The organism is Micromonospora sp. NPDC007220 (genome assembly GCF_040634035.1).
Lineage (GTDB): Bacteria > Actinomycetota > Actinomycetes > Mycobacteriales > Micromonosporaceae > Micromonospora > Micromonospora reichwaldensis.
This window is the reverse complement of record NZ_JBEYEU010000007.1, coordinates 259,006-285,963: the sequence shown is the minus strand read 5'-3', so window position 1 is coordinate 285,963 and position 26,958 is coordinate 259,006. Positions and strand designations below refer to the sequence as shown.

Below are 26,958 nucleotides of genomic sequence, written 5' to 3'. Positions count from 1 at the left end.
CCCGACGACGAACGGGCCGCAGCCCACGAGCGTCCCGGTCCGCGCCCCCGACGACGAACGGGCCGCAGCCCACGAGCGTCCCGGTCCGCGCCCCCGACGACGAACGGGCCGCAGCCCACGAGCGTCCCGGTCCGCGCCCCCGGCGACGTGCGGGCCGGGACCCCCCGTGGGTCCCGGCCCGCACGTCGGCGGAACGTCAGTGCTCCGGTCCGCCCTTTTCGCGGCGTCTCGTCTCGTCGCGTCCCTGCTCGGTGCCGTGGTCGGCCCGGTCGGCGAACGCGCCGTTCTTGACCTTGTCGGTGAAGCGGCCCTCGGTGACCCGGTCGAATTTCTCCCGGACGTCCTTCGCCACCTCTTCGAGCCGTTCCTCCGCCTGCTGGGCAACCTTCCTCGCGGCTTCCGTCATGGCTCCCCCTGCCATTGGAGTCCGGATTAAGCGGGTTGGACCTGATTCGCAGATTAGCGGATCCGGTGCCTCCCTCGCCGGCAAACCGGCAACCGCGACGAGTGGAACACCAGGGGTGTCATCCGGGGGCGGAGACACCCGTGGTGTTCCACTCGTGGCTCAGGCGGAGCGGTGTTCGGCGACACGGCGGACGCGACGCGCCTGGAAGGCCTGCCCGCCAGCAACGCGGGCGGTGCGGCGATAGCGGCAGCGACCGACGACGGCATACCCGGAGCCGGAGCCGGAAGGGTGCACGTTCGGGTGCGGCGGACCGGCGGGACCGGCAGTGGCGACCACGCCCGCCACCGGGCCGCCGAGCGGGACGGGAGGACGACCGCGCCCGCCGCGCGGGAGCGGAAAGACGACCGCGCCCGGGCGCGGGAGAGCGGCCGGGCGCGGGAGGTGTCGTCAGCGCTCGGGGCCCCGGCGGGGACGCCAGACCACCAGCGCGGTGGAGGTGCGGTTGGTCGGCACGAGGTCGCTGCCCGGGAAGCGGGCCAGCGCCTCCAGTTCGGCGATCCGCCGGTACGCGGCGTCCAGCTCCGCCTCCAGCCGGGCCACCCGCTGCTGCGCCTGCTCCAGCAGCCGTTCCAGCCCGATGATCCGTTTGACTCCGGCCAGGTTGATCCCGTCGTCCTGGCTGAGCCGCTGCACCTCGCGCAGCAGCACCACGTCGCGGACGCTGTAGCGGCGCCCGCCGCCGGCGGCACGTCCCGGCTGGACCAGGCCCAACCGGTCGTACTGGCGCAGGGTCTGCGGGTGCATCCCCGCCATCCGCGCCGCCACCGAGATCATCAGCACCTTGGCCTCGTAGGCAGGGTCACCCGAGCCGACGAACTCGTCCGACATCCCGCTCACCTCCGCGTGCACTCCACCGAGCCGACTGAACACCGGGTCAACTGAATCGACGTACGCGCGCCTCGAGATGTTCCCGGGCGGCCGGCGGGGTCTGTGCGGCGAAGTCCTCCAACGCCGCTCGCGCCTCGTCGGACACCTTCGCGGGTACCACCACGTCGAGCGTCACCAGCAGGTCGCCCGCCTGACCGTCACGGCGGACCACCCCCTTGCCCCGCGCCCGCAGGATCCGGCCGCTCGGCGTGCCCGGTGGCACCCGCAGGGTCACCGTGCCGTCGAGGGTGGGCACCCGCAGGTCCGTGCCGAGCACGGCCTCCGCGAACGTGACCGGCACCGTCAGCGTGAGGTCGTCGCCGGTACGCCCGAACAATTCGTCCGGCCGCACCTTCACGTGTACGAAGAGGTCGCCCGCCGGGCCACCTCGCGCGCCGGGCTCGCCCCGCCCGGCCAGCCGGATCTTCTGGCCGTCCGCCACGCCGGCCGGGAAACGGACGTTCAGCGTGCGGGTCTTGGTGACCCCGCCGGTGCCCTGGCACTCGGGGCACTTCTCGTCCACGACGGTGCCCACGCCCTGGCAGTTGCGGCACGGCTCGGAGAAGCTGAACGACCCCTGGTTGCGGTTGGCCACCCCGGCCCCGTGGCACACCGGGCAGGTGCGCGGCTGGGTGCCGGGCTTGGCCCCGTTGCCGTGGCAGGTGTCGCACACCCCGGGGGCGCGCAGCGTCAGCGGGAGCGTCACCCCGCGTACGGCGTCGTCGAAGTCGAGGGCCACCTCGGCCTCGACGTCCCGCCCCCGGGCCGGGCCACGGGCCGCCGCCCCGCCGGCGGCGGGACCGCCGGCACCGCCCGAGAAGATCGAGCTGAACAGGTCCTGGAAGCCGGCCCCGCCGAAGCGGCGGTCACCGCCCCCGCCCGCGGCGCCCCCGAACAGGTCGGAGACGTCGAACGGCACGCCGCCGGGCTGGCCGGCGCCACGGGCTCCGCGCCGGAACGCCCCCGAGCCGAACAGCGACCGCAGCTCGTCGTACTCCCGCCGCTTGGCGTCGTCGCCGAGGACGGCGTACGCCTCGGAGGCGGCCTTGAAGCGCTCCTCGGCCTTCGGGTCGCCGGGGTTGTGGTCCGGGTGCGAATCCCGGGCCAGTTTCCGGTACGCCTTCTTGACGTCGTCGGCGGTGGCGGCCTTGTCCACGCCCAGCACGGCGTAGAAGTCCTTCTCGATCCAGTCCTTGGAACTCACCGGTCCACCCCCTTCCCTAGCTGGGGACCGACCGTCCCGCCGGCCCTCTGCGGGCAGGCGGGACGGTCCGGTCGTCGTTCCGCACTACTCCGGGTCGGCGACTGCGACCATCGCGGGCCGCAACAGCCGCTCACCGACCTGGTAGCCCCGACGCATCACCTGTACGCAGGTGGGCTCGGTGACGTCGGCCGAGGTCTGGTGCGCGACCGCCTCGTGCCGGGTCGGGTCGAACGGGTCGCCCTGCTCGCCGAACGGGGTGAGCCCGAACTTGCCGAGCGCCGTGGTGAGCTGGTCGGCCACGCTGCCGAACGGCCCGACCAGGTCGCCGTGCTCGCGGGCCCGGTCCAGGTCGTCGAGGATCGGCAGCAGCGCGGCGAGCACCGCACCGGTTGCCTGCTCGGTGACCAGACCCTTGTCCCGGTCCACTCGCTTGCGGTAGTTGGCGTACTCCGCCGTCACCCGCTGGAGGTCCCGGGTCCGCTCGTCGAGGTCCTTGCGCAGCGCCTCGAGTTCGGCGCCGAGCGCGCTCGGGCCGCCGTCGACCGGCTGGGCCGGGGCGTCCACCACCGGCGGGCCGGTCACCTCGGTCGCCTCGACCTCGATCTCGTCGACGACGACCTCGGACTCCTCGACCAGGCCCTCGGCCGGGGCGTCCGAGCCGGCGTCGGCGGCGGCCGGCTCGGACGTCTCGCTGATCTTGCGGTTGTCACGGATGACGACCCGCGGCCCGTCGCCGGCCTGCTCGGCGGGCGCGGAGCCACCCGGCGCCGACCCGGTCGCACCCGGGTCGGCAGCTCGTGGCTTCTCCGTCATGGGGCTACCTCATCCCTCTGCCGTGGTGCCGTGTCCAGGGACGGATCGTCACTTCTTGTCCTTGTCCTCGTCCACGATCTCCGCGTCGACCACGTCGTCCGCGCCGCCGGCGGGCCCGCCGGCCTGCGTACCGCCGGTCGCCCCGGCGCCCGCGGCACCCGCCGCGCCCGGACCGGCCTCGCCCGGCTGCTCGCCCTGCTGGGCGTAGAGCAGCGAGCCGGCCTCCTGGGAGACCTGCGCCAGCCGCTCGTGGGCCGACTTGATCTTCTCGATGTCCTGGCCGCCGAGCGCGCCGCGCAGCTCACCGAGCGCCTCGTTGATCTTGTCACGGGACTCCGCCGGCAGCTTGTCGCCGCTCTCGGCCAGGAACTTCTCGGTCTGCCACTGGAGCGCCTCGGCCAGGTTGCGGGTCTCGGCCTCCTCGCGGCGACGCTTGTCGTCCTCGGCGTGTTCCTCGGCGTCGCGGCGCATGCGCTCGATGTCGTCCTTCGGCAGCGAGGAGCCGCCGGTGATCGTCATCTTCTGTTCCTTGCCGGTGCCGAGGTCCTTGGCGTGGACGTTGACGATGCCGTTGGCGTCGATGTCGAAGGTGACCTCGATCTGCGGCACGCCGCGCGGCGCCGGCGGGAGGCCGGTCAGCTCGAAGGTGCCGAGCTTCTTGTTGTAGGCCGCGATCTCCCGCTCACCCTGGAACACCTGGATCAGCACCGACGGCTGGTTGTCGTCCGCCGTGGTGAAGACCTCGGAGCGCTTGGTCGGGATGGTGGTGTTGCGCTCGATCAGCTTGGTGAAGATGCCGCCCTTGGTCTCGATGCCCAGGCTCAGCGGGGTCACGTCGAGCAGCAGGACGTCCTTGACCTCGCCCTTGAGCACGCCGGCCTGGAGGGCGGCGCCGACGGCGACGACCTCGTCCGGGTTGACGCCCTTGTTGGGCTCCTTGCCGGTGAGCTGCTTGACCAGGTCGGTCACGGCCGGCATCCGGGTCGAGCCGCCGACCATGATGACGTGCTCGACGTCGGAGACCTTGATGCCGGCGTCCTTCACGGCCTGCTCGAACGGGCCCTTGCAGCGGTCCAGCAGGTCCTGCGTCATCCGCTGGAACTCGGCCCGGCTGAGGGTCACGTCGAGGTGCAGCGGGCCCGCCGCGCCGGCCGTGATGTACGGCAGGTTGATGTTGGTGGTGGTGGCGGCGGACAGCTCGATCTTGGCCTTCTCGGCCGCCTCGCGGAGCCGCTGGAGGGCCATCTTGTCCTGGCCCAGGTCGATGCCGTGCTCGCCGCGGAAGGTCTTCACCAGGTGGTCGATGATCCGCTGGTCCCAGTCGTCGCCACCGAGGTTGTTGTCACCGCTGGTCGACTTGACCTCGACGACGCCCTCGGCCAGCTCCAGCAGCGACACGTCGAAGGTGCCGCCGCCGAGGTCGAAGACCAGGACGGTCTGCTCCTTGGAGCCCTTGTCCAGCCCGTACGCCAGGGCCGCCGCGGTCGGCTCGTTCACGATCCGCAGCACGTTGAAGCCGGCGATCTCGCCGGCCTCCTTGGTGGACTGGCGCTGGCCGTCGTTGAAGTAGGCCGGGACGGTGATCACCGCGTCGGTGATCTGCTCGCCCAGGTACGCCTCGGCGTCCCGCTTGAGCTTCATCAGCGTGCGGGCCGAGATCTCCTGCGGGGTGTACTTCTTGCCGTCGATGTCGACGGACCAGTTGGTGCCGATCTCCCGCTTGACCGAGCGGATGGTCCGGTCCGGGTTCGTCACCGCCTGGCGCTTGGCGACCTCACCGACGAGCACCTCGCCGTTGCGGGCGAACGCGACGATCGACGGGGTCGTCCGCGAGCCTTCAGCGTTGGCGATGACGGTGGGCTCACCGCCCTCCAGAACGCTGACGCAGGAGTTCGTCGTGCCCAGGTCGATACCGACCGCACGTGCCATCTTCGCTTCCTCGCTTCATCACGTTGTGGGCAGGTGACGGGCGACGCCCGTCGAGCTGCCCGGCGGGCGTCGCCCGCAGCGACCCCACCACAAGTTGAGTGAACTTGACTCAATAGTGCCACGCCCCGCGAAATCGTCAAGTCGGGGTTGAGTCGACCCGACGCAACCCCAGGTTCGTACCGATCGGTTGTCTTCCCTTGCATCGGTCGGGCACGCTTTAGCGGTGACGACGCACGGCGATCCCGCCACCCCGGCCGGCACGCCCACCGTCGCAGCCCGCACCGGCCCCACGGACGCCGGGGAGGACCGGCCCGCCACCACCGGGGACGACAGCCTGCCCGCCACACTGGCCGGCCTGCGCGCCGCGATCGGGGCGGCCCGGTTCCCGCTCGCGCTGCCCTCCGCCGAGCCTGCCCGGCGCGCCGGCGGGAGCCTCACCGACCAGCTCGACGACTACCTGCTGCCCCGGCTGCGCCGGCTCGACGCGCCGCTGCTCGTGGTGGTCGGCGGGTCCACCGGCGCGGGCAAGTCCACGCTGGTCAACAGCCTGGTGCAGGCGCGGGTGAGCGCCGCCGGGGTGCTCCGCCCGACCACCCGCTCCCCGGTGCTGGTCTGCAACCCGGCCGACTCGGGCTGGTTCCGCCAGGGCGAGCTGCTGCCCGGCCTCACCCGCACCACCGAGCCCAGCGAGGACCCGCGCACCCTGCAACTGGTGACCGCCCCGGCCCTGCCCGCCGGGCTGGCCTTCCTCGACGCCCCCGACATCGACTCGGTCGTCGACGCCAACCGGGCCCTGGCCGGTCAGCTCCTGGCCGCCGCCGACCTCTGGCTCTTCGTCACCACCGCCGCCCGCTACGCCGACGCCGTCCCCTGGGAGCTGCTGCGCAGCGCCCGGGCCCGGGGCGCGGTCATCGCCATGGTGCTGGACCGGGTGCCTGCGGAGGCGGCCGACGAGATCGCCGCACACCTGTCGGAGATGCTCGCCGCGCAGGAGCTGGGGGCGGCCCCGCTCTTCGTGCTGCCGGAGACCTGGGTCGACGGGCAGGGCCTGCTGCCCGAGCGGGTCACCGCGCCGCTCGCCGCCTGGTTCGCCCGGCTGGCCGCCGACGCCGACGCCCGCGCCGCCGTGGTCCGGCAGACCCTGGACGGCGCGCTCGCCGCGCTGCACCCGGCGGTCGAGGGGCTCGCCGACGCCGCCGAGGAGCAGGTCACCGCCGCCGACGCGCTCGACGAGCGGGTGCTGGCCGCGTACCGGGGGGCGTACCGGACCGTCGGGCAGGGGCTGAAGGACGGCCGGCTGCTCCGCGGCGAGGTGCTGGCCCGCTGGCAGGAGTTCGTCGGCACCGGCGAGTTCTTCCGCACCATGGAGGCCCGCATCGGGCGGCTCCGCGACCGGGTCGTAGCGGCGGTCACCGGCCGGCCCGCGCCCGCGTCCGAGCTGCGGGACGCCATCGAGTCCCAGCTGGTGACCCTGCTGCGGGGCGTCGCCGCCGAGGCGGCCGAGAACGCGTACACCGGGTGGAAGGCGCATCCCGCCGGGGCGGCGCTGCTCGAACCTGAGCTGGCCCACCCCTCCGCCGACCTGCCCGAACGGGCCGAGCGGCTGGTCCGGGAGTGGCAGCGTGGCGTGCTGGAGCTGGTCCGCGCCGAGGGCGGCGACCGCCGCTTCGTGGCCCGGACGGCCGCGTACGCGGTGAACGCCACCGGGCTCGCCGTCATGATCGCGGTGTTCGCCTCGACGGCGTTCATCCCCACCGGGCTGGAGGTGGCCACCGGGGCCGGCACGACCGTCGCCGCGCAGACCGTGCTCCAGGCGATCTTCGGCGACCAGGCCGTGCGTACGCTGGCCGCCAAGGCCCGGGCCGACCTGCTGGACCGGGTGCGGGCCCTGCTCGACGACGAGGCCGCCCGCTACCTGGACCGGACGGCGCAGGCGCGGCCCGCCGCGGACACCGCGGAGGCCCTGCGCGGCGCCGCCAACCGGGTGGAGATCGCCCGCAACCGCAGCGACCTCTCCGGCGCGGCCGTCGCGGGCCCGCCCGGCACCGGGGACGGAGGGTCATGACCAACATCGTCGGGCGGATGCGCGAGGCGTTCCGCGGTGACCAGCGGGTGGACGCCGACGCGCTCGTCGCCCGCCTCGACGCCGTACGCCGGTTCCTGACGGTCGTCGACGGCCACCTGCCGGACGCGCGGCTCGTGTCGGCGCACACCCTCGTCGAGCGGGCCGGCACCCGGCTGGCGCTCTCCCGCGACCACACCGTGGTGGCCCTCGCCGGCGCGACCGGCAGCGGCAAGTCCAGTCTGTTCAACGCGCTCGCCCGGATGGAACTCTCCACGGTCGGCGTGCGCCGCCCCACCACCGGCGTCGCGCACGCCTGCGTGTGGGGGCCGCTCGACGGCGGCAACCGCCTGCTCGACTGGGTGGGCGTGCTGCCCCGGCACCGGTTCGTCCGGGAGAGCGTGCTGGACGGCGACGACGAGTCCGCCCTGCACGGGCTGATCCTGCTCGACCTGCCCGACTTCGACTCGGTGCAGCGGTCGCACCGGCTGGAGGTGGACCGACTGCTCGGCCTGGTCGACCTCGTGGTGTGGGTGGTCGACCCGCAGAAGTACGCCGACCGCGTCATCCACACCAACTACCTGCGCGAGTTCCACCGGCACCGGGACGTCACCCTGGTCGTGCTCAACCAGGCCGACCGGCTGCCACCGGCCGAGCTGCCCCGGGTGCTGGCCGACCTGCGCCGGCTGCTCGACTCCGACGGCCTGGACGGCGTACCGCTGCTGGCGACCACCGCCGTCGACCCGGCGGGCATGGTCGGGCTGCGGGAGGCGCTCGAACGCACGGTGGCCGAGCGGCAGGCCGCGCTGCGGCGGCTCCAGGGCGACGTGGACGCGGTGGTGGCCGGGCTCGAAGAGCTGGTCGGCGGCGCCTCGCCGGCCGGGGGACCCGACGCCGCCGCCGTCAGTGCGCTGCACCGGGCGCTCGCCGGCGCCGCCGGGGTGCCGGCGGTCGCCGAGGCGGTCGAGCAGGCGTACCGGCACCGGGGCGCCGCCACCACCGGCTGGCCGCTGGTGCGGGGCTGGCGACGGCTGCGGCCCGACCCGCTGCGCCGGCTGCACCTGCCCGGCCCGGCCGCCGGGCGCGACGAACCGGCGGAGAGCCTCGTCGCCGCGACCTCGGTGCCCGACCCCACCGCAGCGCAGCGCGCGGCGCTCGGGCTGGCGATCCGGTCGGTGGCCGACCGGACCGGGGCGGACCTGCCCGCCGCCTGGCCGGCCGCGGTGACCGCCGCCGCCCGCTCCCGCCTCGCCGACCTGCCGGACGCGCTGGACCGCGCGGTGGCCAACACGGACCTGGGCATGGACCGGCGACCGCTCTGGTGGCGGTTCGTCGGCGGCCTCCAGTGGCTGGTGACCCTGGCGGCGCTGGCCGGGCTGGGCTGGCTGGCGCTCGGCTACGCGCTGCGCGCGCTGGGCCTGCCGGCGCTGGAGCACCCGATGGTCGGCGAGGTGCCGCTGCCCACCCTGCTGCTCCTCGGCGGCCTGCTCGCCGGGCTGCTGGTGGCCGCCCTGACCAGGCCGATCGTCCGCTGGGCGGCCCGCCGCGCCCGTCGCCGGGCCGAGCGGCGCCTCACGGACGCGGTGGCGACGATCGGCGAGGAGCACGTGCTGACCCCGGTGCGGGCGGTGCTCGCCTCCTACGCCGAGGCCCGTACGGCCCTCAGGGAGGCCGCCGGCCGCTGAGCCGAAAATCCCGTCCCGCGACAACCGCAGGTCGGCGGCGTGGCGGCGCGACGCGGGCCGGACGCTCGGGTCGCTCGTACCGTCCCGGGGCGGGCGGCGGCGTAGGGTCGGTGGATGGGAACGCCTCAGACCCCGTACGACGCGGTGCTGCACGCCGCCCGCGACGTGGCCAAGCTGGACAACGCCCTCGACGCGGAGATGCTCGGCGCGGCCCTGCTCGGCAGCGTCTACTCGGTCGCCGAGACCGAACGTGACGCCGCCGTCCGGGACTTCGTGGCCGGCTTCCTGGCCGCCACCTCCCGCCGCCGCTCGGCCGCGGCGACCACCATCCGTTCCGTGTTCGCCGCGCTGGTGCCCGACGCCGAGGGCACCGACCGGGTCCGCCCGGGCGCCGCCACCCCCGCCTGGGCCGGCCAGCTCGGCCGCGTGCACCTGACCGGCTGCTGGTCCTACGGCGACGTGTACGGCGACCAGACCTCCTACCTGGCGACCTTCGCCTACGACGACCCGGCCGGCGGTTCGGCGCACGCCGTGGTGACGCTGCTCGACCACAACATCGGCATCACCAAGGACGTCTTCGTCGGCGGGCCGCCCGACCGCATCCTCGACCAGGTCCGGCAGATGTGCGCCGGGGACGAGCTGACCTGGTTCCGCGACGAGGAGCCGGCCCGGATGCGCGCCGAGGTGACCCGCCACCTCGCGATCACCGACGGCCTGACCGAGTTGCCCGGGGAGGGCTCGCTCGCCACCGACCGCGCCCTGCTCGGCGCCCGGCTGGCACGGCTGCCGCAGGCGGCCGGGGCGGCCCCCGCGCCCGCCGTCGAACCGCTCTCCGCCGCCGAGCGTACGGACCTGGTCCGCCGGTTCCTCGCCTCGCCCGAGGCGGCCCGCTTCGGCCTGGACACCATCGACGGGGCGGAGCTGGCCTCGCTGCACTTCTGCCTCAGCCTGCTGCTGGACCACGCGGCCAGCTTCCCGGACGCCGACCCGCTGCGGTGGAGCCCCACCGTGGCCGGGCTGTTCCTGCTGGACTGGGTGCACCGGCGCGCGGTGCTGGACATGGACGACGCCGCGCTGCTGCCCCGGGTGCTGCGCGCCTGGGCCGGCTACGCCACCCGCAAGCGCGGGCTGCCCGAGCAGGCGGCGACGCAGATCGACACGGCCGTCGAGGAGATGGTGCCGGAGTTCGCCCGCCTCTACAGCACGGGCGAACGCCGCAGCCCCGCCACCGCCGCCGTCGCGCAGCTGATGGCCGACGGCGTCGACCCCGACGACCCGGCCGCCCTCGACGCCTGGATCGAGGCCAACCGCCACCGCCTCACGGACGACCCCGCCTGACCCCCCACCCGCCCCCTTTCCACCCTCCCGCCCTCCCTCCCGCGCGCGTCGATCATGCAGTTGTGGTGGACGAAAAGCAGCGTTACGCGGCTTTTGCGGGGCACCACAACTGCATGATCGACGGTCTTGACCGGAGGCGCACGGACGGGGAGGGGTGGGGTGGGGGTTAGCGGAGGGGGGCGAAGAAGAGGGCGGCTACCAGGGCGCCCAGGGCGAGTCCCGCGACCACCTGGGGCACGGTGTGGTCGCGCAGGCGGACCCGGGACCAACCGACCAGCGCGAGCAGTGGCGCCGTCGCCAGCAACCCGGCCCCGAACGTGAGCACCAGCACGACCACCGTGCCGGCGGCCACCGCCGAGTGGATCGACATCTTCCACCAGTGGCTCACCGTCACGGCGACCACCAGGCCGACGAGCCCGGCGGCGGCCAGCGCCAGCACCGGTCGCGGCGCGCCGAGCACGGCGAGCAGGGCCAGCCCGGCGGCGACCGAGCAGAGCCCGAACAGCAGCGGGACGCGGCGCTGCTCGCGGATCCCCACGTGATGGTCGGTCAACCGGCCGCGACGCACCCCGCCGAGGATGTACGCGAACGGGATCCCGCTGACGAAGAGCGTGGCCAGCAGCCCCCAGGCCAGCCCGTGCGCGCCCTGGGCGCTGTGCCAGCCGACCGCCAGCGTCAGCGCCGAGACCAGCACCGCGGGCGCGGTCAGCTCGGTCACGAACCGGGCGAGCCGGAGGGTCCGGCCGGGTGGTGGCGGGGCGGGCGGACGGCTGTGGGGCTCCGCGTCCGAACCACCCGTCCCGCTCAGCGCCCCGCCTCTGCGTCCACCCCGGGCCGTCGCCCGGAACCGTTCCCGTCCGTACCCCGGCGCTCCGACCGGGCCGGGGCCCTGCCGTGGATCACCTGCCGTCGACCGTCACCGTACCCGCGGCCGGCCGTCCCGGTGCCCGGTCCCGCCGGGATCGCCGGTGGTCGGGTCGGGGTCGACGGTCGCGCTGGCGGTCGGGTCGTCGGGTGCCGGGGACGCGCTGGGCGCCGGGGACGCCGTGGGCTCGGGCGGCGGTAGCGAGAGGGTGCTCGTCGGTTCCACCGACGTCGGCTCGCCGGTCGGCGTGGGTGCCGGGCTCGGGCTGGGGCTCGGCGAGGGCTTCGGCGACGGGCTCGGGGACGCCGGAGGCCTCGGGGACCAGGGCGCCGAAGGCCTCGGGGACGAGGGCGGCGGTACCGGTCGGCCGCCGGGCCGGGACGGGGGCTTCGGACGCGCCGCCGGGCCGAGCGGCGGCGGCGGGGCGGGCGCCGCGACGATCGGCGTACGCGGGAAGGGCACGACGGTCCGCCAGTCGCCCGGGTCGGCCACGGCGGGGGACGGGGTCGACGGGGCTACCGGGGGGCGGCCCGTCGCCGGCACCGGGATCACCACGGGGCCGACCGAGGGCGTCGGGAGGAACGGGGTGCTGCCGTCCGGCAGGGCCGTGCTGCCGACGGTGGCGGAGCCGGTGCTGATCGCGGCGAGGATGGGCATCGACGCGGTGCCGGCGAGCAGTGCCACCGTGAACAGGTAGCCCCGGGACGGCCCGCCCGAGCCGGGGGCCCGGTGCGCCCCGACCAGCCGGCGGTAGCCGCCGGCCCGGTGCCGGCCGAGGAGGGGAACGGTGGGATCTGGGCCTGGCTCGGACACCACACACCCCTTTCGTCGACTCCGGCGGTGGACGGGCCGGTACGGCGACCGGCCCGAGCGCCCGGGGCACCGCCCGGACACGAGGAAGCGGCAAACCGCCCCGACGCGGACGATCCCGCGCCAATCAGCCTGGACCAGTGACGGTCGGTCGGCCAACCCTGTACAGCGTGTCGACACGCGTATCTGGCCGAACGGTGACGAACCACCGCCGGATCGGCCGCGCGTCGATGCAACGGACACCGGGCGCGCCGTGCGACGAAGCGGGCCACCGCGAGCGCCCGGGACGGGCGCACTGTGGGCGCGCTCACGTGTGATGCGAATATGGACCACGACGGCAACGCAGCCACGACCTCCGCGCACCCTCGCGGCAGGCGCGGCTGGGCGCCGGCGCTCCCGATCCGGGTTCGGCCAGAATCCGGCTCACGCCGCGCGGCAACCCCCACCGGGGCTAGGCGCGGCCGCCAGGAACCCGTCCGGCACCAGCCGGGCAGGCGCACGAGTTGCGCGGCCGGGTGACCCCCCGGTGCCGACGCAGACAGACAGGGAGAGACGGATGGCAAAGGGCGACCCCGGGGTCTCCAGTCGCGGCCGACGGGCCGCACCCCGGTCCAAGAAGGGTGCGACCGGCGACCCGCAGCTGGTGCAGCTGCTCACCCCGGAGGGTGAGCGGATCGAGAGCGCGACCGGCCCGGACGGGACCGAGTACCGCGTCGACTTCACCGACGAGGAGTACCGCGGGCTCTACCGCGACCTCGTGCTGGTCCGCAAGCTCGACGCCGAGGCCACCGCGTTGCAGCGCCAGGGCGAGCTGGGCCTGTGGGCCAGCCTGCTGGGCCAGGAGGCCGCGCAGGTGGGCTCGGGACGCGCGCTGCGTACGCAGGACATGGCCTTCCCGACCTACCGGGAGCACGGCGTCCTCTACTGCCGGGGCATCGACCCGATCATGCCGCTCGGCCTGTTCCGGGGCGTCGACCAGGGCGGCTGGGACCCGAACGAGTTCAAGTTCAACATGTACACGATCGTGATCGGGGCGCAGACCCTGCACGCGACCGGCTACGCCATGGGCGTCCACATGGACGGCAAGACCGGCACCGAGGACGGCGAGGCGGTGATCGCCTACTTCGGCGACGGCGCCACCAGCCAGGGCGACGTCAACGAGGCGTTCGTCTGGGCCAGCGTCTTCAACGCCCCGCTGGTGTTCTTCTGCCAGAACAACCAGTACGCCATCTCCGAGCCGCTGGAGCGCCAGACCCGCGTGCCGCTCTACCAGCGGGCCGGCGGTTTCGGCTTCCCCGGTGTCCGGGTGGACGGCAACGACGTGCTCGCGTCGTACGCGGTGACCCGGCACGCGCTGGACAACGCCCGGCTCGGCCAGGGCCCCAGCCTGATCGAGGCCTACACCTACCGGATGGGCGCGCACACCACCTCCGACGACCCGACCCGTTACCGGATCGCCAGCGAGGTCGAGGCCTGGCAGGCGAAGGACCCGATCGCCCGGATGAAGGCGTTCCTGGAGAAGCAGCAGATCGCCGACGCGGACTTCTTCGCGGCCGTTGACGAGCAGGCCCGCACCGAGTCGGTGCACCTGCGCGAGCGGGTGCTCGCCATGCCCAACCCCGAGCCGGTGACGATGTTCGACCACGTCTACCCCAACGGGTCCCCCGAGCTCGACGAGCAGCGGGCGCAGTTCACGAAGTACATGGAGTCGTTCGAGGGGAGCGCCCACTGATGGCCACGGAGACGCTCACCCTAGGCAAGGCCCTCAACACGGGCCTGCGCAGGGCCCTGGAGAACGACCCGAAGGTCGTCATCATGGGCGAGGACGTCGGCAAGCTCGGCGGCGTCTTCCGGATCACCGACGGCCTCCAGAAGGACTTCGGCGACCAGCGGGTGATCGACACCCCGCTCGCCGAGTCCGGCATCATCGGCACCGCGGTGGGCCTGGCCATCCGGGGCTTCCGGCCGGTCTGCGAGATCCAGTTCGACGGCTTCGTCTACCCCGCGTACGACCAGATCGTGTCGCAGGTGGCGAAGATGCACTACCGCTCGCAGGGCAAGGTGCGGATCCCGATGGTCATCCGGATCCCGTTCGGCGGCGGCATCGGCGCGGTCGAGCACCACTCGGAGTCGCCGGAGGCGTACTTCGCCCACACCGCCGGCCTGAAGGTGGTGTCCTGCGCCAACCCGCAGGACGCGTACACGATGATCCAGCAGGCCGTCGCCTCGGACGACCCGATCGTCTTCCTGGAGCCGAAGCGGCGCTACTGGGAGAAGGGCCCCGTCGAGCTGGACGGCCCGCTGTCCGGTGCGTACCCGCTGCACTCGTCCCGGGTCGTCCGGCCCGGCACGGACGCCACGGTGCTGGCGTACGGGCCGATGGTGCGGACCTGCCTGGACGCGGCGACCGCCGCCGCCGAGGACGGCCGGGAGCTGGAGGTCATCGACCTGCGCTCGCTCTCCCCGCTGGACCTGACCGCCGCGTACGAGTCGGTGAAGCGCACCGGCCGCTGCGTGGTCGTGCACGAGGCCCCGGGCAACCTGGGCCTGGGCTCGGAGATCGCGGCCCGGATCACCGAGGAGTGCTTCTACTCCCTGGAGTCCCCGGTGCTGCGGGTGACCGGCTTCGACACCCCCTACCCGGCCTCCCGGGTGGAGGAGGAGTACCTGCCCGACCTCGACCGGGTGCTCGACGCCGTCGACCGCACCTTCGGCTGGTGAGCGGCATGTCACGGATCAAGGAGTTCAACCTTCCCGACCTGGGCGAGGGACTGACCGAGGGCGAGATCCTCGCGTGGCTCGTCAAGGTCGGCGACGTCATCGAGCTGAACCAGCCGATCGTCGAGGTGGAGACGGCCAAGGCGGCCGTCGAGATCCCGGCGAAGTGGGCCGGCCAGGTGCAGGCGATCTTCCACCCGGAGGGGAGCACGGTCGAGGTCGGCACGCCGATCATCGCGATCGACACCGACCCGGGCGCCGGACCGATCGAGGCGTCGACGACCGGCGCCCCGGACGCGGCCCTGCCCACCCCGTCGGCGGCGTCGCTGGCCGCGGTCCAGGTGGCGCCGGCAGAGGGCGCGGTCGAGCCGGGCCTGATCGGCGGTCCCGCCCCGGGCGGCCGTACCGCCGTGCTGGTCGGCTACGGCCCGCGCACCACGGCGGCCAAGCGCCGCCCGCGCAAGGGTGGCACCCCGCTGCCGGCCCAGGCGGCCGCACCGGCCGCACCCGTCGCGCCGGCTGCCCCGGTCGTTCCGGCCCCGCCGGCGCCGCCCGCCCCGGTGGCGACCGCGCCGTCGAACGGTCACGGCCCGGCCGGCGGGCCGGTGCTGGCCAAGCCGCCGGTACGCAAGCTCGCCAAGGATCTCGGCGTCGACCTGTCCGCGCTGACCGGGTCGGGGCCGCTGGGCTCGATCACCCGGGAGGACGTACAGCGGGCGGCGAGCGGGGCCACGGCGGCGGCCGAGCCGCTCGCGGTGTCGGCCCCGGCCACGGCGGCCGCGAGCTTCGGCGCGGACCGCGAGCAGCGCATCCCCGTCAAGGGGGTACGCAAGCTCACCGCCGAGAACATGTCCCGCTCGGCGTTCACCGCTCCGCACGTCACGGAGTTCCTCACCGTCGACGTGACCCGGGCGATGAAGGCCCTGGACCGGCTCCGCAACCGGCGGGAGTGGCGCGACGTGCGGGTCTCGCCGCTGCTGCTGGTGGCCAAGGCGGTGCTGCTGGCCGTCAAGCGCCACCCGATGGTCAACTCGACCTGGGCCGGCGACGAGATCGTCGTCAAGGACTACGTCAACCTGGGCATCGCGGCGGCCACCGAGCGCGGGCTGATCGTGCCGAACATCAAGGACGCCGGCCGGCTCTCGCTGCGCGAGCTGGCGGACGCAATGACCGGCCTGGTGCAGACGGCCAAGGCCGGGAAGACCTCGCCGGCCGACATGTCCGGCGGCACGCTGACGATCACCAACGTCGGCGTGTTCGGGGTGGACACCGGTACGCCGATCCTGCCCCCGGGCGAGTCGGCGATCCTGGCCTTCGGCGCGGTCCGCGAGATGCCCTGGGTCCACAAGGGCAAGGTCCGGCCGCGTCAGGTCACCACGCTGGGCCTCTCCTTCGACCACCGGATCATCGACGGTGAGCTGGGCTCGAAGTTCCTGCGCGACATCGGGGAGTTCCTGGCCGACCCGGAGGCGGCGCTGCTCGCCTGGACCTGACGGTCCTGACGCCAGCCGAACGGCCGGTGTGCGACGGGTTGACGCCCGGCACACCGGCCGTGTCCTTTTGTGGCGCGCGCACGTCCGGCACCGGCCGCCTCTAGAGACAGAGGATTGCGTGGGTCACAGGCCCCCCTCACCTTCGATTGTTCGGCCCGTGTCCCAGCTCACCTAACAATCGATGGAAGTTGCGCCCGTCTTGGGGTTCAATGGAAGACATCAAGGGGCTGACAACCGAATAGCCAGGAGGAGAGACCCATGAGCATGATCGAGCGAATCCGCAACCGCCGCGACGCCAACCGCCGCGCCCGTGCCATCGAGCACGCGCTGCGCTCCGCCAACTCGCCCGCGGTCCGCGAAGAGATCCTCGCCATCGCCCAGCGTCACATGAGCTGACGCCCGGAACCTTTCTCACCTCCTCCAGATCGATGACCCGCCCGGTCCGCCCGGGCGGGTCATCGGCGTTTCGCAGCGGCTGACACCGGGATTCCACCTCGCCTCAGCGCCCGGTACGGTGGGCTTCGGTCGTCGCCCGCCGACCCGGAGCAGTCGAGTCGATAGAAGCCGCTCGACACCATCCGGCCACGGGGAGTGACGATCGTGCTCCCCGGTCGCCCTCGGGCGGTCACCGGATACGGTGCGGGGAGCCGGCACGGCCGGTACACCGGCGACGCCGGCCACCCTGCCGAGAAGACCGATCGGCAGTGGCGGCCGACAGGTGATGGAGGAGGCGCACGCATGACGTCCGAGGGCACGCACCACCCCGGCCAGCAGCCGGACGAGGTGTCGCCGGGCGCCGGCGGACCGGCGCCGTACGGCGACCGCCCGGCACAGCAGGACAACAGTTACGGCGCCGGCGCCCCCGATCTGGGCTGGGCACCCCCGCCCCCGTCGGAGCGACCGAACCCGCCCGCCTGGGGCGCGCAGGGTGAGCAGCCGCCGGCCCCCGCGTGGGCCGCCCAGGCGCCGCAGCAGACCGACCCGGCCCAGTCCGGCCAGTGGGGACCGTCCGGCGCGTCGCCGCAGCCGCCGCAGCCGCCATGGCCGGGCGCGCAGGAGCAGGCCGGCCCGGCCTGGGCTGCCGCCGCCCCGCAGCCGCCACACGCCGCCCCGGAGCAGCCCGCATGGGGATCCGGCGAGCAGGCGTCCCCCGCCTGGGCGCAGCCCGAGCCCGCCGCCCGCGGCGCCGCCCGCGTCCCGCAGCCCGCGCCCGCACCCACCCCCCAGCCCTGGCCCGCCCAGGACGACCCCAACCGCTCCGGCGGCTGGGCCGGCGACCAGCAGCAGCAGGACGAGCAGCCCCGGCCCGGCGGCTGGGCCGGCGGTGCCACCCCGGACGACCGGCCCGCGCAGGGCGACTGGGCCGCGCAGCAGAACGACGCCGACCGCCCCGGCGACGGCCAGCAGCAGGACGATCCCAACCGCTCCGGCGGCTGGCAGCAGGACGACCCGAACCGCTCCGGCGGCTGGCAGCAGGACGACCCGAACCGCTCCGGCGGCTGGGCCGGCGGCCAGCAGCAGGCCGAGCAGCCCGCCTGGGGATCCGGCGAGCAGGCGTCCCCCGCCTGGGCGCAGCCCGAGCCCGCCGCCCGCGGCGCCGCCCGGGTCCCGCAGCCCGCGCCCGCACCCACCCCCCAGCCCTGGCCCGCCCAGGACGATCCCTCCCGCTCCGGTGGCTGGAACGCCGAGTCCCCTCAGGACCCCGCCAACGGCTGGAACCCCGGACAGCAGCAGGACGACCCCAACCGCTCCGGCGGCTGGTCCGGCACCGAGCAGCAGCAGGGCGAGCAGCCCGGCTGGGACGCCGGTGCGGAGCAGCCTCCGGGTGGCACCTGGGCCGCCTCCCGCGACGACGCGCCCCGGGACGACCAGCCCCAGGGCGGCGAGTGGCCGGCCCGGGACGAGCGCTCCCCACGGGGTGCCGCGTCCGTACCCTCGCAGTCCGACGACCGGGACGCGAACGGCTGGGGTGCCCCGCAGCCCACCTCCACCCCGCCCGGCCGCGCCTCCGTCCCGGTACCCGGCGACGGCGGTCCGAAGCCGTGGGGTCCCGCTGCGGAGAACCCGCCGCAGTGGGCCGGCAACGCCGCCGAGCGCCCGGCCGTACCGGACGTCGAGCCGTGGTCGGCGGACGAGGTGTGGGGCCGCGCGGAGGCGGGCGAGCCCGCCCCGGGCCGGGCCGGCAACGGCTGGGAGCCGGAGCGGGCCGAGGAACCCCCGATCTACCAGCCCGCACCGGGGCCCGGCATCTCGCCGGCCAACGCCGTGCCGCTGCCGCCGCAGGAGCAGCGGGTGCCCGGCGCCAGCCTGGCCTCCGCCCCGCCCGTCGACTACGCGCCGCCGGCCCAGTTCGCCCCCGAGCAGCCCGGCCGGGACGGCGGCCTGCCGGCGTACGAGCAGGAGCAGCCGGGTTGGGCCCAGGCCGGCTCCCGGCACGACGAGCCGCAGTCGCCCGCCGGTCCTGCGGTCCCCGCGCCGCGCACCTCGCCGGAGGTGGGCGGGCGGGCGGCCGTACCGTCGCCGGAGGGTGCCGAGCCGGCCGCCGGCAGCGTCTCGGCGAGCGCCTCGGTGCCGCTGGCCAGCCGGGTGCTGCCGCCGACCGACCAGGCCCTGCGACCGGGCGGTGCGCCCGCGCCGCAGCCTCGGGTGTACGGCCGACCAGCCCGCCCTGAGCCGGCGGACGAGCCGGAGCAGGAGGACCCGCGCGGACACCGGCCGGACCACGCGCCGGCGCCCAGCTTCGACCAGGGGCCGGACCCGCGCTTCGGCCAGGGACCGGATCCGCGCTTCGAGCAGGGACCGGACCCGCGCTTCGGCCAAGGACCGGACCCGCGCTTCGACCAGGGTCAGGACAACCGGTTCGACCAGGGCACCGAGAGCCGGTTCGACCAGGGCCCGGACAACCGGTTCGACCAGGGCCACGAGGGCCGCTTCGACGACCGGGACCGGGCACCGAGCGGGACCGCCGTCTTCGGCGCGGTCGCCCCGATGGCGCCCGCCTCCCCGGCCGCGCCCCCGGCCTTCCCGCCGGGCGTACCGTCCTTCGTCGACCCGCCGGCCAGCGACCGGCCGGTGAACGGGGTCCGGCCGCACGACAGCGCCGACCGGCCCGCCGACCCCTTCGGTACGCCGAACGCCGGCGGCGCGGCACCCGGCTACGGGCCCGCCCCGACCGCCGCGCCCACGTCGGGCGGCGCGTTCCCGTCGGCGTTCCCCCCACCCCCGCAGCAGCCCGGTCCCTGGGACCAGGGCGGCCCGGAGCAGGAGCAGAACCGCTTCGACTCGTTCAAGCCGATCGCGGAGCCGAAGACCGAGCCGGCCCCCACGCCCAAGATCCGCAACGGCCGGGTGCTCGCCGCGGTGCTCGTCGCGGCGGTGCTCATCCTGGCGGTGCCGCTGGGGCTGCTCATGCTGCTCGGCAAGGTCGGCGGCGACGACCCGGCCCCGGCGTTCGACCCGGCGGTCGGCAGCTGCGTGAAGAAGTCGGGCGAGACGGCGGCGGCGGCGGAGTGCGGCGAGGCGGGCGCCTTCACCGTGGTCTCCAAGGTGGACGCGAAGGACAAGTGCGCCGACCCGACCCAGCCGCACGTGGTGCTCAAGGGCGGCGGGACGAACCGCGTGCTCTGCCTCAAGCCGGCGGGCCAGTAGCAGACGAAGACGACGGCGGGGCCACGGGAGACCGTGGCCCCGCCGCCGTTTCCGGCCGGCAGCGCCGTGGAACGGCTGCGGAAAACGGCAGTGACCGTGGTACGGAAACGGAAAGCGCCCGCCTCCGGGATCGGGGACGGGCGCTTTCGGGGTCTGGTGGTTCAGGACTGATTGGCGACCTGCGCGACGAAGACCCGCCAGGCGGCCGGGGCGAAGACAAGGGCCGGGCCGGTCGGGTCCTTCGAGTCGCGGACCCCTACGACGCCGGGAAGGTCGTCGGCCACCTCGACGCAGTCGCCGCCGTTGCCACCGCTCTTCGTGCTCTTGCGCCACTGCGCGCCGGTCAGGTCCATGATGCCGCCGCTTCTCTGAGAAGTTCCAAGGAGCGCCCTCGGGGAAGAGCCTCGCCCCGTATGCGTTCCCACCGGTGCTCCAGCGTAGCAATGTCGGATGTTTGGTCGACTATTTGTGCGCGCGCTTGGCTATCGACGTGCGCCACCCGCGTCCCGTCGGGAAGTTCGGCGAGCGTGAACGGTCCGTCGAGGCCTGGATAAGTCGCTGTCTCACGTGGCACGACGTGGAGTTGAACGTTCGGCATCTCGGCACACCGCACCAAATGGGCTAGCTGCTCGGCCATGAGTCTCCGGTCTCCTGCTGCGGGACGACGGATGATCCCCTCGTCGAGCACCGCGACGAACAGGGGTCCTCGTTCACGAGTCAGGATCCCCTGACGGGCGACACGCGCCGCGACCAACTCACCCACCTCGTCCTTGGCTAGCGGCTGGCCGGTGAACGTGGCCCGCGCATAAGCCTCGGTCTGAAGGAGGCCCGGCACCCTGGCGAGCTGGAACGCCCGTAGGGCTACCGCCTCACGCTCGATGTCGACCCACGGTCTGAACCACACAGGTTCCCGGCGGTTCAGCGTGTCCGGCCAGAGTTCCGACACGTTCTTGCCGAGGATCTTCGCTACTTCCGCACGATGTCGGCTCTGCGGGATACGTCCCGGGTTTGCCCACCGAGCAACGGTCTTGGGATGAATTCCGAGGCGGCCTCCCAGGCTTTCGGCTGTCTCGCACGCCTCGGCGAGCGCCGCCACAAATGCATGGTTCATGCCGCGTCCCCTCTGGAGCGATCAGAACGTTCCCGAGAAATCATCTAACGCTGTGTGATTGTCCAGCAACCCTCGGCAGAGTGCTTTGTAGACGGCGTGAGCCGGTGGAGGCGGTGGGAGCCCGCCGGCCGCGCTGACGGGGGCCGCTCTGCGAGCAGCCGGGGCGGCCCTCCCACCACCCGCCGCACGAGGGGGAGCCATGCCCGAGGAGAGGCCGACACCGACACCCACGCCGAGGCGCGACCCGCCGCCGGCCCGCCCGGTCGTCCCGGGGCCGATCGGTCCCTTCATCCCGCCGTACCGGGGGCCAGGCCGCGTGAGCAACGTCGTCCCCGCGTCGCGCTGGTCTGCCCGGTGCAACCGGGGTCCGCAGTGACCGCCCGGACACCGCCTCCCGTACGGATGCTGCGGGCCGGCGAGGTCCTCCACCTGACCCGGGCGGCGTCGCCGCAGTTCGTGACCCCGATGCGCGTCCGCGTGATCCGCGAACTCGTCGACCGCTTCCCGCCGTACGGCTGGCTCTGGTTCGAGGGTTACCAGCTCGACGCCAGGGGCCGCGCGGTGGCGAAGCGCGAGCTGTTCGTCCTGCGCGAGGGTCTTGAGTGGGTCGTCACCGCGCCGCTCCCGGCGCGGCCCGCCCCCACACGACGGTCGCCGGCCCGCCCCCGCGTGGCGGTGGGCTGATGGTGCACGTCCGCGCCCACGTCCCCAGCCGTCCCACCTGGCGCTGTGGCGCCTGCGGGGTGGCGTGGCCCTGCTCGACGGCGAAGCTCCTCCTGCTCGCGAAGTACCGCGGGAACCGCGACGCGCTGATGATCCACCTCGCCGCGCTGTGCGCCGAGGCCGCCGAGGAACTCGCCGGGCTGGACCACGGCAGCCCGCCGGCGGATTTGGCGGTGCGCTTCACCGGCTGGGCCCGCGCCCGCTAGCCCGGCTCGCCGCTGTCGTCCGGGTCACGGGTCCGACTTCACGCAAGCCCGACGTGGCAGGCTGGCGGGCATGGGAACGACACCGCGCGTACGTGCCCCCGAACTGCGGGGCCGGCAGTGGCTCAACACGGGTGGGCGAGAGCTGAAGCTGTCCGATCTGCGGGGCAAGATCGTGATCGCCGACTTTTGGACGTTCTGCTGCATCAACTGCCTGCACGTGCTCGACGAGCTGCGCCCGCTGGAGGAGAAGTACGGCGACGTGCTCGTCGTGATCGGCGTGCACTCGCCGAAGTTCGAGCACGAGAAGGACCCGGACGCGCTGGCCGCCGCCGTGGAGCGGTACGGCGTCCACCACCCCGTGCTCGACGACCCCGAGCTGGACATGTGGCAGCAGTACGCGGCCCGCGCCTGGCCCACCCTGTCGGTGATCGACCCCGAGGGCTACGTGGTGGCGACGATGGCCGGCGAGGGTCACGCCGAAGGGCTCGCCCGCCTCGTCGACGACCTGATCGCCACCCACGAGGCGAAGGGCACCCTGCACCGGGGCGACGGCCCGTACGTCCCGCCCGCCGAGCCGCAGACCACGCTGCGCTTCCCGGGCAAGGCGGTGCTGCTGGAGAACGGCAACCTGCTGGTGTCCGACTCGGCCCGGCACTCGCTGGCGGAACTGGCCCCCGACGGCGAGACGCTGGTACGGCGGATCGGCACGGGCAGCCGGGGCCGGGTCGACGGTCCCGCCGGGGCGGCCACCTTCTCCGAGCCGCAGGGGCTGTGCCTGCTGCCGGCGCACACCGCCGAGGTGGCCGGCTACGACCTCGTCGTCGCCGACACCGTCAACCACCTGCTGCGCGGCGTACGGCTGGCCGACGGCGAGGTGGTGACCGTCGCCGGCACCGGCCGGCAGTGGCGTTCCACGGTCGACGACCACTCGCACGACGCGCTCTCGGTCGACCTCTCCTCCCCCTGGGACCTGGCCTGGTACGACGACAAGGTCGTCATCGCGATGGCCGGCATCCACCAGCTCTGGTGGTTCGACCCGGTGAAGCGCACCGCCGGCATGTACGCGGGCACGACCGTCGAGGCCCTGCGCGACGGCCTGCTGGCCGAGGCGTGGATGGCGCAGCCGTCCGGCCTCTCCGTCTCCGCCGACGGCGCCCGGCTCTGGGTGGCCGACAGCGAGACCAGCGCGATCCGGTACGTCGAGAACGACGTCATGGGCACCGCCGTCGGGCAGGGACTCTTCGACTTCGGGCACGTCGACGGGCCAGCGGCGGAGGCGCTGCTCCAGCACCCGCTGGGGGTGTGCGCGCTGCCGGACGGCTCGGTGCTGGTGGCAGACACGTACAACGGGGCGGTCCGCCGCTTCGACCCGGAGAGCAACCGGGTCTCGACGGTCGCCGAAGGGCTGGCCGAGCCGAGCGACCTGGTGCTCACCCCGGCCGGCGAGGTGCTGGTGGTGGAGTCCGCCGCGCACCGGCTGACCCGGCTGGCGCCCGGCGCGCTCTCGGCGGCCGGCGCGAGCACCGTCGACGGTCCCCGGCACCGCACCGAGCGCAAGCCCACCGACGTGGCGGCCGGCGAGGTGACCCTGGACGTGATCTTCACGCCCGCGCCGGGGCAGAAGCTCGACGAGACGTACGGCCCGTCGACGCGACTGGTGGTGTCGGCGTCGCCGCCGGAGCTGCTGGTGGAGGGGGCGGGGACCGGCACCGAGCTGTCCCGCCGGCTGGTGGTCGACGGCACGGTGGCCGGGGGTGTGCTCCAGGTGACCGCGCAGGCGGCGACCTGTGACGCGGACGTCGAGCACGCGGCCTGCCACCTGACCCGCCAGGACTGGGGCGTACCGGTCCGGGTGGTCGAGGGTGCCGCCGCCCGGCTCCCGCTGGTGCTCAGGGGCCTGGACGACGCCTGACGTCACGCGAACGGAGTGAGCGTCACCCCCGCGTCGATCAGGGCGGCGCGCACCAGTTCGGCGCAGCGGACCGCGCCGGGGGTGTCGCCGTGCAGGCAGATCGACTCGACCGGGCACGGGACGACGCTGCCGTCGACCGCGACCACGGACCGCTCGGTGGCCATCCGCACGGCCCGGGCGGCCACCTCCTCCGGGTCGGTGACCAGCGCCCCGGGTGCGGTGCGCGGCACCAGCGAGCCGTTGGGCAGGTAGCCCCGGTCGGCGAAGCCCTCGGCGACCACCCGCAGCCCGGCGCCGGCGGCGAGCTGGGCGAGGACCGAGCCGGGCAGGCAGAGCAGCGGCAGCTGGTCGTCGTAGTCGCCGACCGCCGCGACCAGCGCCGCCGCCTGGGTCTCGTCGCAGGCGGCGGCGTGGTAGAGCGCCCCGTGCGGCTTCAGGTAGCGGACCCGGGTGCGGAACAGCCGGCAGAACGCGTCCAGGGCGCCGAGCTGGTAGGTGACCTCGTCGCGCAGCTCCGCGAAGGCGTACGCGATGTGCCGCCGGCCGAAGCCGGCGAGGTCCCGGTAGCCGACCTGCGCGCCGACGGCCACCCCGCGCTCGGCGGCGCCCTCGCAGACCCGGCGCATGGTGGACGCGTCGCCGGCGTGGAAGCCGCAGGCGACGTTGGCGGAGGTGACGAGGTCCAGCAGCGCGGCGTCGTCGCCGAGTCGCCAGATGCCGAATCCCTCGCCGAGGTCAGCGTTGAGGTCCATGGAACCTGACCGTAGTCCCTGGCCGGGCCTGCGCGAGCGGGGTCACGTCGTCCACCACCCCGACGACGGGGTACCCGCCGGTGGTCGGATGGTCGGCCAGGAAGATCAACGGTTGGCCGTCCGCCGGCACCTGCACCGCCCCGAGCACGATGCCCTCGCTGGGCAGTTCCCCGGCCACCGCGCGGGGCAGCGCCGCGCCGGTGAGTCGCGCGCCGACCCGGTTGCTGACCGGGCTCACCGTGTACGCGCTGCCGAACAGCCGGTCCAGCGCGGTGGCGGTGAACCAGTCGTCGCGCGGGCCGAGGCGCAGGGTCAGCCGCAGGTCGGTCGGGGTGGGCGCCCCGACGGTGACGTCCACCGGGGCGGGCGGCCCGGCCGGTGCGCCCAGGGGCAACCGGTCGCCGTCGCGCAGTGGCGGCGGGCCGAGCCCGGAGAGGGTGTCGGTGGCGCGGCTGCCGAGCACCGGCTCGACGGCGAACCCGCCGCCGACCGCGAGCCAGTTGCGCAGGCCATCGCGGGGCGGGCCGATCCGCAGCACGGCGCCCGCCGGCACCGACAGCGGCCGACCCACGTCACCGGGGCGGTCGCCGACCCGCACGGCGGCCTCGGCACCGGTCACCGCGACCGCCGTCGCGCGGAGGAACCGCAGCTCGCAGCCGGTCATCGTGATCTCCAGGCCAGCGGCGGACTCCGGGTTGCCGACGAGCCGGTTGGCCAGCCGCAGCGCCGCCGGGTCGAGCGCGCCCGACCGGGGTACGCCGAGGTGCGCCCAGCCGGCCCGACCCAGGTCCTGGACGGTGGTCAGCGCCCCGGCGCGGAGCACCTCGACCACCGGGGTCACGCGGCCACCAGGCGTACGCGGGTGCCCGGGGTGAGCCGGGCGGGCGGGTCGGCGTGCACGTCGAAGAGGCCCATCGTGGTACGCCCGACCAGCAGCCAGCCGCCGGGCGAAGCCGCCGGATAGATCCCGGCGTACGGGCCGGCCAGGGCGACCGAGCCGGCCGGCACCCGGGAGCGCGGGGTGGGCAGCCGGGGCACCGCCAGTTCGGCGGGCAGCCCGGTGAGGTAGGCGAACCCGGGGGCGAAGCCGCAGAAGGCCACCCGGAACGGGGTACGCCGCAACCGGTCGACCACCGCCGGCACGTCCACGCCCCAGTGCTCGGCGACGAGAGCCAGGTCCTCCCCGTCGTACGTCACCGGAACCTCGACCAGTTCGGCCGCGGCCTCGGGAGCCTCCCCGGCGACGGTCGGCGCGGCAGCGGCGGTCGGCGCGGCGGCGACGGTCGGCGCGGCGGCGACGGTCGGCGCGGCGCTCCGCGGTGCGGCTGGTCCAGGCGGCCACGCGGCGATCCGCGCGGCCGCCGTGGCCGGGTCCGGCACCCCGTCGAGCAGGACGGTGGTGGCCGCCGGCACGATCTCGACGGCAGTCAGCTCACCGCGTTCGCGCCGCCGCCACAGCTCGGCCCGCCACGCCTCCACCTGGTCGGCGTCGGCACAGTCGATCAGCAGGGCGTGGGCACCGACGGGTCGGATCCGCATGCCGCCATACTCCCCGACCGGCGCATGGCACCAGGGTCGGTCGACCGTCGTCCCACGTGACCGGACGCACTACTTGAAAGTAACCTACGGTGTCGTAACCTAATGGCGTGACCACCCCCGCCCCGCTTCGACTGAAGCCGGTCGACATCGGTAAGCCCCGGATGCGCGGCTGGCTCCACACGTACGCATTCTTCGTCGCCGGACTCTGCGGCATCGTGCTCAGCGCCGTCGCCGCCACCCGGCCCGGCTGGGCCCCGCTGGTTAGTTGCCTCATCTACAGCCTGACGGTCTGCGGGCTCTTCGGCACGAGCGCGCTCTATCACCGGCGGGTGTGGTCCGAGCGCGGCTACCAGATCATGCGCCGGATGGACCATTCGATGATCTTCGTGTTCATCGCCGGCACCTACACGCCGTTCTGCGTACTGCTGCTGGAACCCCGACCGGCCACGATCATGCTGGCGCTGGTCTGGGGCGGTGCGCTCGCCGGCGTGGCGGTCAAGCTGGTCTGGCCGCACGCCCCGCGCTGGGTCTCCGCGCCGCTCTACCTGGCGCTCGGCTGGGTCTCGGTCGCGATGCTGCCTGACATCCTGCACCAGGGGGGCGTCACCGCCCTGGTGCTGCTCATCGTGGGCGGCGCGATCTACAGCGTCGGCGCGGTCTTCTACGCGCTCCGCCGGCCCAACCCCTGGCCCACCGTCTTCGGCCACCACGAGTTCTTCCACGCCTGCACGCTCGTGGCCGCGCTCTGCCACCACATCGCCATCTACTTCGCCCTCTTCGCCTGACAGACACGCATCCGGGGGCCCCGCCGCCTGGC

Annotated in this window: 24 protein-coding genes; 13 read left to right on the top strand and 11 right to left on the bottom strand. The window is 74.5% G+C overall.

Annotation, left to right across the window (positions count from 1 at the left end):
• Nucleotides 1-196: 196 nt before the first annotated feature.
• The 5 genes from ABZ573_RS17000 to dnaK all read right to left on the bottom strand — a co-directional run bounded on the left by ABZ573_RS17000 (nucleotide 197) and on the right by dnaK (nucleotide 5,279).
• Complete coding sequence (locus ABZ573_RS17000) at nucleotides 197-406, bottom strand: hypothetical protein (protein ID WP_358118928.1); 210 nt, start codon at nucleotides 404-406, stop codon at nucleotides 197-199.
• Between the two features lie 447 nt (nucleotides 407-853).
• Complete coding sequence (locus ABZ573_RS16995; RefSeq protein WP_121399143.1) at nucleotides 854-1,294, bottom strand: helix-turn-helix transcriptional regulator; 441 nt, start codon at nucleotides 1,292-1,294, stop codon at nucleotides 854-856.
• A 46-nt stretch (nucleotides 1,295-1,340) separates the two neighbouring features.
• Complete coding sequence (dnaJ, locus tag ABZ573_RS16990; RefSeq protein ID WP_151455882.1) at nucleotides 1,341-2,537, bottom strand: molecular chaperone DnaJ; 1,197 nt, start codon at nucleotides 2,535-2,537, stop codon at nucleotides 1,341-1,343.
• Between the two features lie 84 nt (nucleotides 2,538-2,621).
• Nucleotides 2,622-3,350 (bottom strand): nucleotide exchange factor GrpE, encoded by a 729-nt coding sequence (grpE, locus tag ABZ573_RS16985; protein ID WP_151455881.1) that lies wholly within the window; start codon nucleotides 3,348-3,350, stop codon nucleotides 2,622-2,624.
• 48 nt (nucleotides 3,351-3,398) lie between these two features.
• Nucleotides 3,399-5,279, bottom strand: coding sequence for a molecular chaperone DnaK (dnaK, locus tag ABZ573_RS16980; RefSeq protein WP_151455880.1), 1,881 nt, complete (start codon nucleotides 5,277-5,279; stop codon nucleotides 3,399-3,401).
• Nucleotides 5,280-5,502: 223 nt separating this feature from the next.
• Here dnaK and ABZ573_RS16975 point away from each other — a divergent pair, with 223 nt between their 5' ends.
• The 3 genes from ABZ573_RS16975 (at nucleotide 5,503) to ABZ573_RS16965 (ending at nucleotide 10,364) form a co-directional block, all read left to right on the top strand.
• Complete coding sequence (locus ABZ573_RS16975; RefSeq protein WP_151455879.1) at nucleotides 5,503-7,344, top strand: GTPase domain-containing protein; 1,842 nt, start codon at nucleotides 5,503-5,505, stop codon at nucleotides 7,342-7,344.
• A complete protein-coding gene (locus ABZ573_RS16970) occupies nucleotides 7,341-9,026 on the top strand; it encodes a GTPase (protein WP_358118924.1) in 1,686 nt (561 codons plus the stop codon). Before ABZ573_RS16975 ends, ABZ573_RS16970 begins: the two co-directional genes overlap by 4 nt.
• A 114-nt stretch (nucleotides 9,027-9,140) precedes the next feature.
• Complete coding sequence (locus ABZ573_RS16965) at nucleotides 9,141-10,364, top strand: hypothetical protein (protein WP_358118922.1); 1,224 nt, start codon at nucleotides 9,141-9,143, stop codon at nucleotides 10,362-10,364.
• Nucleotides 10,365-10,530: 166 nt separating this feature from the next.
• On the opposite strand, the gene ABZ573_RS16960 is transcribed toward ABZ573_RS16965, so the two are convergent.
• Nucleotides 10,531-11,082, bottom strand: coding sequence for a phosphatase PAP2 family protein (locus ABZ573_RS16960; RefSeq protein ID WP_327030118.1), 552 nt, complete (start codon nucleotides 11,080-11,082; stop codon nucleotides 10,531-10,533).
• A gap of 250 nt (nucleotides 11,083-11,332) precedes the next feature.
• Here ABZ573_RS16960 and ABZ573_RS16955 point away from each other — a divergent pair, with 250 nt between their 5' ends.
• The 6 genes from ABZ573_RS16955 to ABZ573_RS16930 all read left to right on the top strand — a co-directional run bounded on the left by ABZ573_RS16955 (nucleotide 11,333) and on the right by ABZ573_RS16930 (nucleotide 19,898).
• Nucleotides 11,333-11,926, top strand: a complete 594-nt coding sequence (locus ABZ573_RS16955; RefSeq protein WP_358118920.1) for a hypothetical protein — start codon at nucleotides 11,333-11,335, stop codon at nucleotides 11,924-11,926.
• Between the two features lie 669 nt (nucleotides 11,927-12,595).
• On the top strand, nucleotides 12,596-13,771 hold the full coding sequence (gene pdhA / locus ABZ573_RS16950) for a pyruvate dehydrogenase (acetyl-transferring) E1 component subunit alpha (RefSeq protein ID WP_132235260.1): 1,176 nt from the start codon (nucleotides 12,596-12,598) through the stop codon (nucleotides 13,769-13,771).
• Nucleotides 13,771-14,760, top strand: coding sequence for an alpha-ketoacid dehydrogenase subunit beta (locus ABZ573_RS16945; protein ID WP_151457451.1), 990 nt, complete (start codon nucleotides 13,771-13,773; stop codon nucleotides 14,758-14,760). Before pdhA ends, ABZ573_RS16945 begins: the two co-directional genes overlap by 1 nt.
• Nucleotides 14,761-14,765: 5 nt before the next feature.
• Nucleotides 14,766-16,250: a dihydrolipoamide acetyltransferase family protein gene (locus ABZ573_RS16940; protein WP_151457452.1), complete on the top strand. Its 1,485-nt coding sequence runs from the start codon at nucleotides 14,766-14,768 to the stop codon at nucleotides 16,248-16,250.
• Nucleotides 16,251-16,508: 258 nt separating this feature from the next.
• Nucleotides 16,509-16,646 carry a hypothetical protein gene (locus ABZ573_RS16935; protein WP_165947779.1) on the top strand — a complete coding sequence of 46 codons (138 nt, stop codon included), beginning with the start codon at nucleotides 16,509-16,511 and terminating at the stop codon, nucleotides 16,644-16,646.
• Nucleotides 16,647-16,988: 342 nt separating this feature from the next.
• Complete coding sequence (locus ABZ573_RS16930) at nucleotides 16,989-19,898, top strand: hypothetical protein (RefSeq protein WP_358118917.1); 2,910 nt, start codon at nucleotides 16,989-16,991, stop codon at nucleotides 19,896-19,898.
• 161 nt (nucleotides 19,899-20,059) lie between these two features.
• Here the strand turns inward: ABZ573_RS16930 and ABZ573_RS16925 are convergent, their stop codons facing one another.
• Both ABZ573_RS16925 and ABZ573_RS16920 read right to left on the bottom strand, forming a co-directional pair.
• Entirely contained in the window at nucleotides 20,060-20,251 is a 192-nt protein-coding gene (locus tag ABZ573_RS16925) for a DUF397 domain-containing protein (protein ID WP_358118915.1), read from the bottom strand.
• Nucleotides 20,242-21,009, bottom strand: a complete 768-nt coding sequence (locus tag ABZ573_RS16920) for a DUF5753 domain-containing protein (protein ID WP_358118913.1) — start codon at nucleotides 21,007-21,009, stop codon at nucleotides 20,242-20,244. Before ABZ573_RS16920 ends, ABZ573_RS16925 begins: the two co-directional genes overlap by 10 nt.
• A gap of 372 nt (nucleotides 21,010-21,381) precedes the next feature.
• Between ABZ573_RS16920 and ABZ573_RS16915 the strand changes: the two genes are divergently transcribed.
• The 3 genes from ABZ573_RS16915 to ABZ573_RS16905 all read left to right on the top strand — a co-directional run bounded on the left by ABZ573_RS16915 (nucleotide 21,382) and on the right by ABZ573_RS16905 (nucleotide 23,850).
• A complete protein-coding gene (locus ABZ573_RS16915) occupies nucleotides 21,382-21,693 on the top strand; it encodes a hypothetical protein (RefSeq protein ID WP_358118911.1) in 312 nt (103 codons plus the stop codon).
• Nucleotides 21,693-21,938 (top strand): flavin reductase, encoded by a 246-nt coding sequence (locus tag ABZ573_RS16910; protein WP_327030112.1) that lies wholly within the window; start codon nucleotides 21,693-21,695, stop codon nucleotides 21,936-21,938. The genes ABZ573_RS16915 and ABZ573_RS16910 overlap by 1 nt, the downstream gene beginning before the upstream one ends.
• Nucleotides 21,939-22,008: 70 nt before the next feature.
• Nucleotides 22,009-23,850, top strand: a complete 1,842-nt coding sequence (locus ABZ573_RS16905) for an NHL domain-containing thioredoxin family protein (RefSeq protein WP_358118909.1) — start codon at nucleotides 22,009-22,011, stop codon at nucleotides 23,848-23,850.
• Nucleotides 23,851-23,852: 2 nt separating this feature from the next.
• Here ABZ573_RS16905 and ABZ573_RS16900 read toward each other — a convergent pair whose 3' ends face one another.
• Genes ABZ573_RS16900 through ABZ573_RS16890 form a run of 3 tightly spaced genes read right to left on the bottom strand, consistent with a single transcriptional unit; the run spans nucleotide 23,853 to nucleotide 26,141 of the window.
• Nucleotides 23,853-24,602: a 5-oxoprolinase subunit PxpA gene (locus tag ABZ573_RS16900; protein ID WP_358118907.1), complete on the bottom strand. Its 750-nt coding sequence runs from the start codon at nucleotides 24,600-24,602 to the stop codon at nucleotides 23,853-23,855.
• Nucleotides 24,586-25,443 (bottom strand): biotin-dependent carboxyltransferase family protein, encoded by an 858-nt coding sequence (locus ABZ573_RS16895; protein ID WP_327030109.1) that lies wholly within the window; start codon nucleotides 25,441-25,443, stop codon nucleotides 24,586-24,588. The genes ABZ573_RS16900 and ABZ573_RS16895 overlap by 17 nt, the downstream gene beginning before the upstream one ends.
• Nucleotides 25,440-26,141 (bottom strand): carboxyltransferase domain-containing protein, encoded by a 702-nt coding sequence (locus ABZ573_RS16890; protein ID WP_358118905.1) that lies wholly within the window; start codon nucleotides 26,139-26,141, stop codon nucleotides 25,440-25,442. Before ABZ573_RS16890 ends, ABZ573_RS16895 begins: the two co-directional genes overlap by 4 nt.
• A gap of 107 nt (nucleotides 26,142-26,248) precedes the next feature.
• On the opposite strand from ABZ573_RS16890, the gene ABZ573_RS16885 reads away from it, so the two are divergent.
• Complete coding sequence (locus tag ABZ573_RS16885) at nucleotides 26,249-26,926, top strand: hemolysin III family protein (RefSeq protein WP_151456780.1); 678 nt, start codon at nucleotides 26,249-26,251, stop codon at nucleotides 26,924-26,926.
• Nucleotides 26,927-26,958 lie beyond the last annotated feature (32 nt).

What these genes read in the sequence shown, in the direction of transcription:
- dnaK (WP_151455880.1), bottom strand. Translation starts at nt 5,279, where the DNA reads ATGGCACGTGCGGTCGGTATCGACCTGGGCACGACGAACTCCTGCGTC.
- ABZ573_RS16970 (WP_358118924.1), top strand. Translation starts at nt 7,341, where the DNA reads ATGACCAACATCGTCGGGCGGATGCGCGAGGCGTTCCGCGGTGACCAG.
- ABZ573_RS16935 (WP_165947779.1), top strand. Translation starts at nt 16,509, where the DNA reads ATGAGCATGATCGAGCGAATCCGCAACCGCCGCGACGCCAACCGCCGC.
- ABZ573_RS16930 (WP_358118917.1), top strand. Translation starts at nt 16,989, where the DNA reads ATGACGTCCGAGGGCACGCACCACCCCGGCCAGCAGCCGGACGAGGTG.
- ABZ573_RS16900 (WP_358118907.1), bottom strand. Translation starts at nt 24,602, where the DNA reads ATGGACCTCAACGCTGACCTCGGCGAGGGATTCGGCATCTGGCGACTC.
- ABZ573_RS16945 (WP_151457451.1), top strand. Translation starts at nt 13,771, where the DNA reads ATGGCCACGGAGACGCTCACCCTAGGCAAGGCCCTCAACACGGGCCTG.
- ABZ573_RS16940 (WP_151457452.1), top strand. Translation starts at nt 14,766, where the DNA reads ATGTCACGGATCAAGGAGTTCAACCTTCCCGACCTGGGCGAGGGACTG.
- ABZ573_RS16920 (WP_358118913.1), bottom strand. Translation starts at nt 21,009, where the DNA reads ATGAACCATGCATTTGTGGCGGCGCTCGCCGAGGCGTGCGAGACAGCC.
- ABZ573_RS17000 (WP_358118928.1), bottom strand. Translation starts at nt 406, where the DNA reads ATGACGGAAGCCGCGAGGAAGGTTGCCCAGCAGGCGGAGGAACGGCTC.
- ABZ573_RS16925 (WP_358118915.1), bottom strand. Translation starts at nt 20,251, where the DNA reads ATGGACCTGACCGGCGCGCAGTGGCGCAAGAGCACGAAGAGCGGTGGC.
- ABZ573_RS16995 (WP_121399143.1), bottom strand. Translation starts at nt 1,294, where the DNA reads ATGTCGGACGAGTTCGTCGGCTCGGGTGACCCTGCCTACGAGGCCAAG.
- ABZ573_RS16965 (WP_358118922.1), top strand. Translation starts at nt 9,141, where the DNA reads ATGGGAACGCCTCAGACCCCGTACGACGCGGTGCTGCACGCCGCCCGC.
- ABZ573_RS16910 (WP_327030112.1), top strand. Translation starts at nt 21,693, where the DNA reads ATGGTGCACGTCCGCGCCCACGTCCCCAGCCGTCCCACCTGGCGCTGT.
- ABZ573_RS16905 (WP_358118909.1), top strand. Translation starts at nt 22,009, where the DNA reads ATGGGAACGACACCGCGCGTACGTGCCCCCGAACTGCGGGGCCGGCAG.
- ABZ573_RS16890 (WP_358118905.1), bottom strand. Translation starts at nt 26,141, where the DNA reads ATGCGGATCCGACCCGTCGGTGCCCACGCCCTGCTGATCGACTGTGCC.
- pdhA (WP_132235260.1), top strand. Translation starts at nt 12,596, where the DNA reads ATGGCAAAGGGCGACCCCGGGGTCTCCAGTCGCGGCCGACGGGCCGCA.
- grpE (WP_151455881.1), bottom strand. Translation starts at nt 3,350, where the DNA reads ATGACGGAGAAGCCACGAGCTGCCGACCCGGGTGCGACCGGGTCGGCG.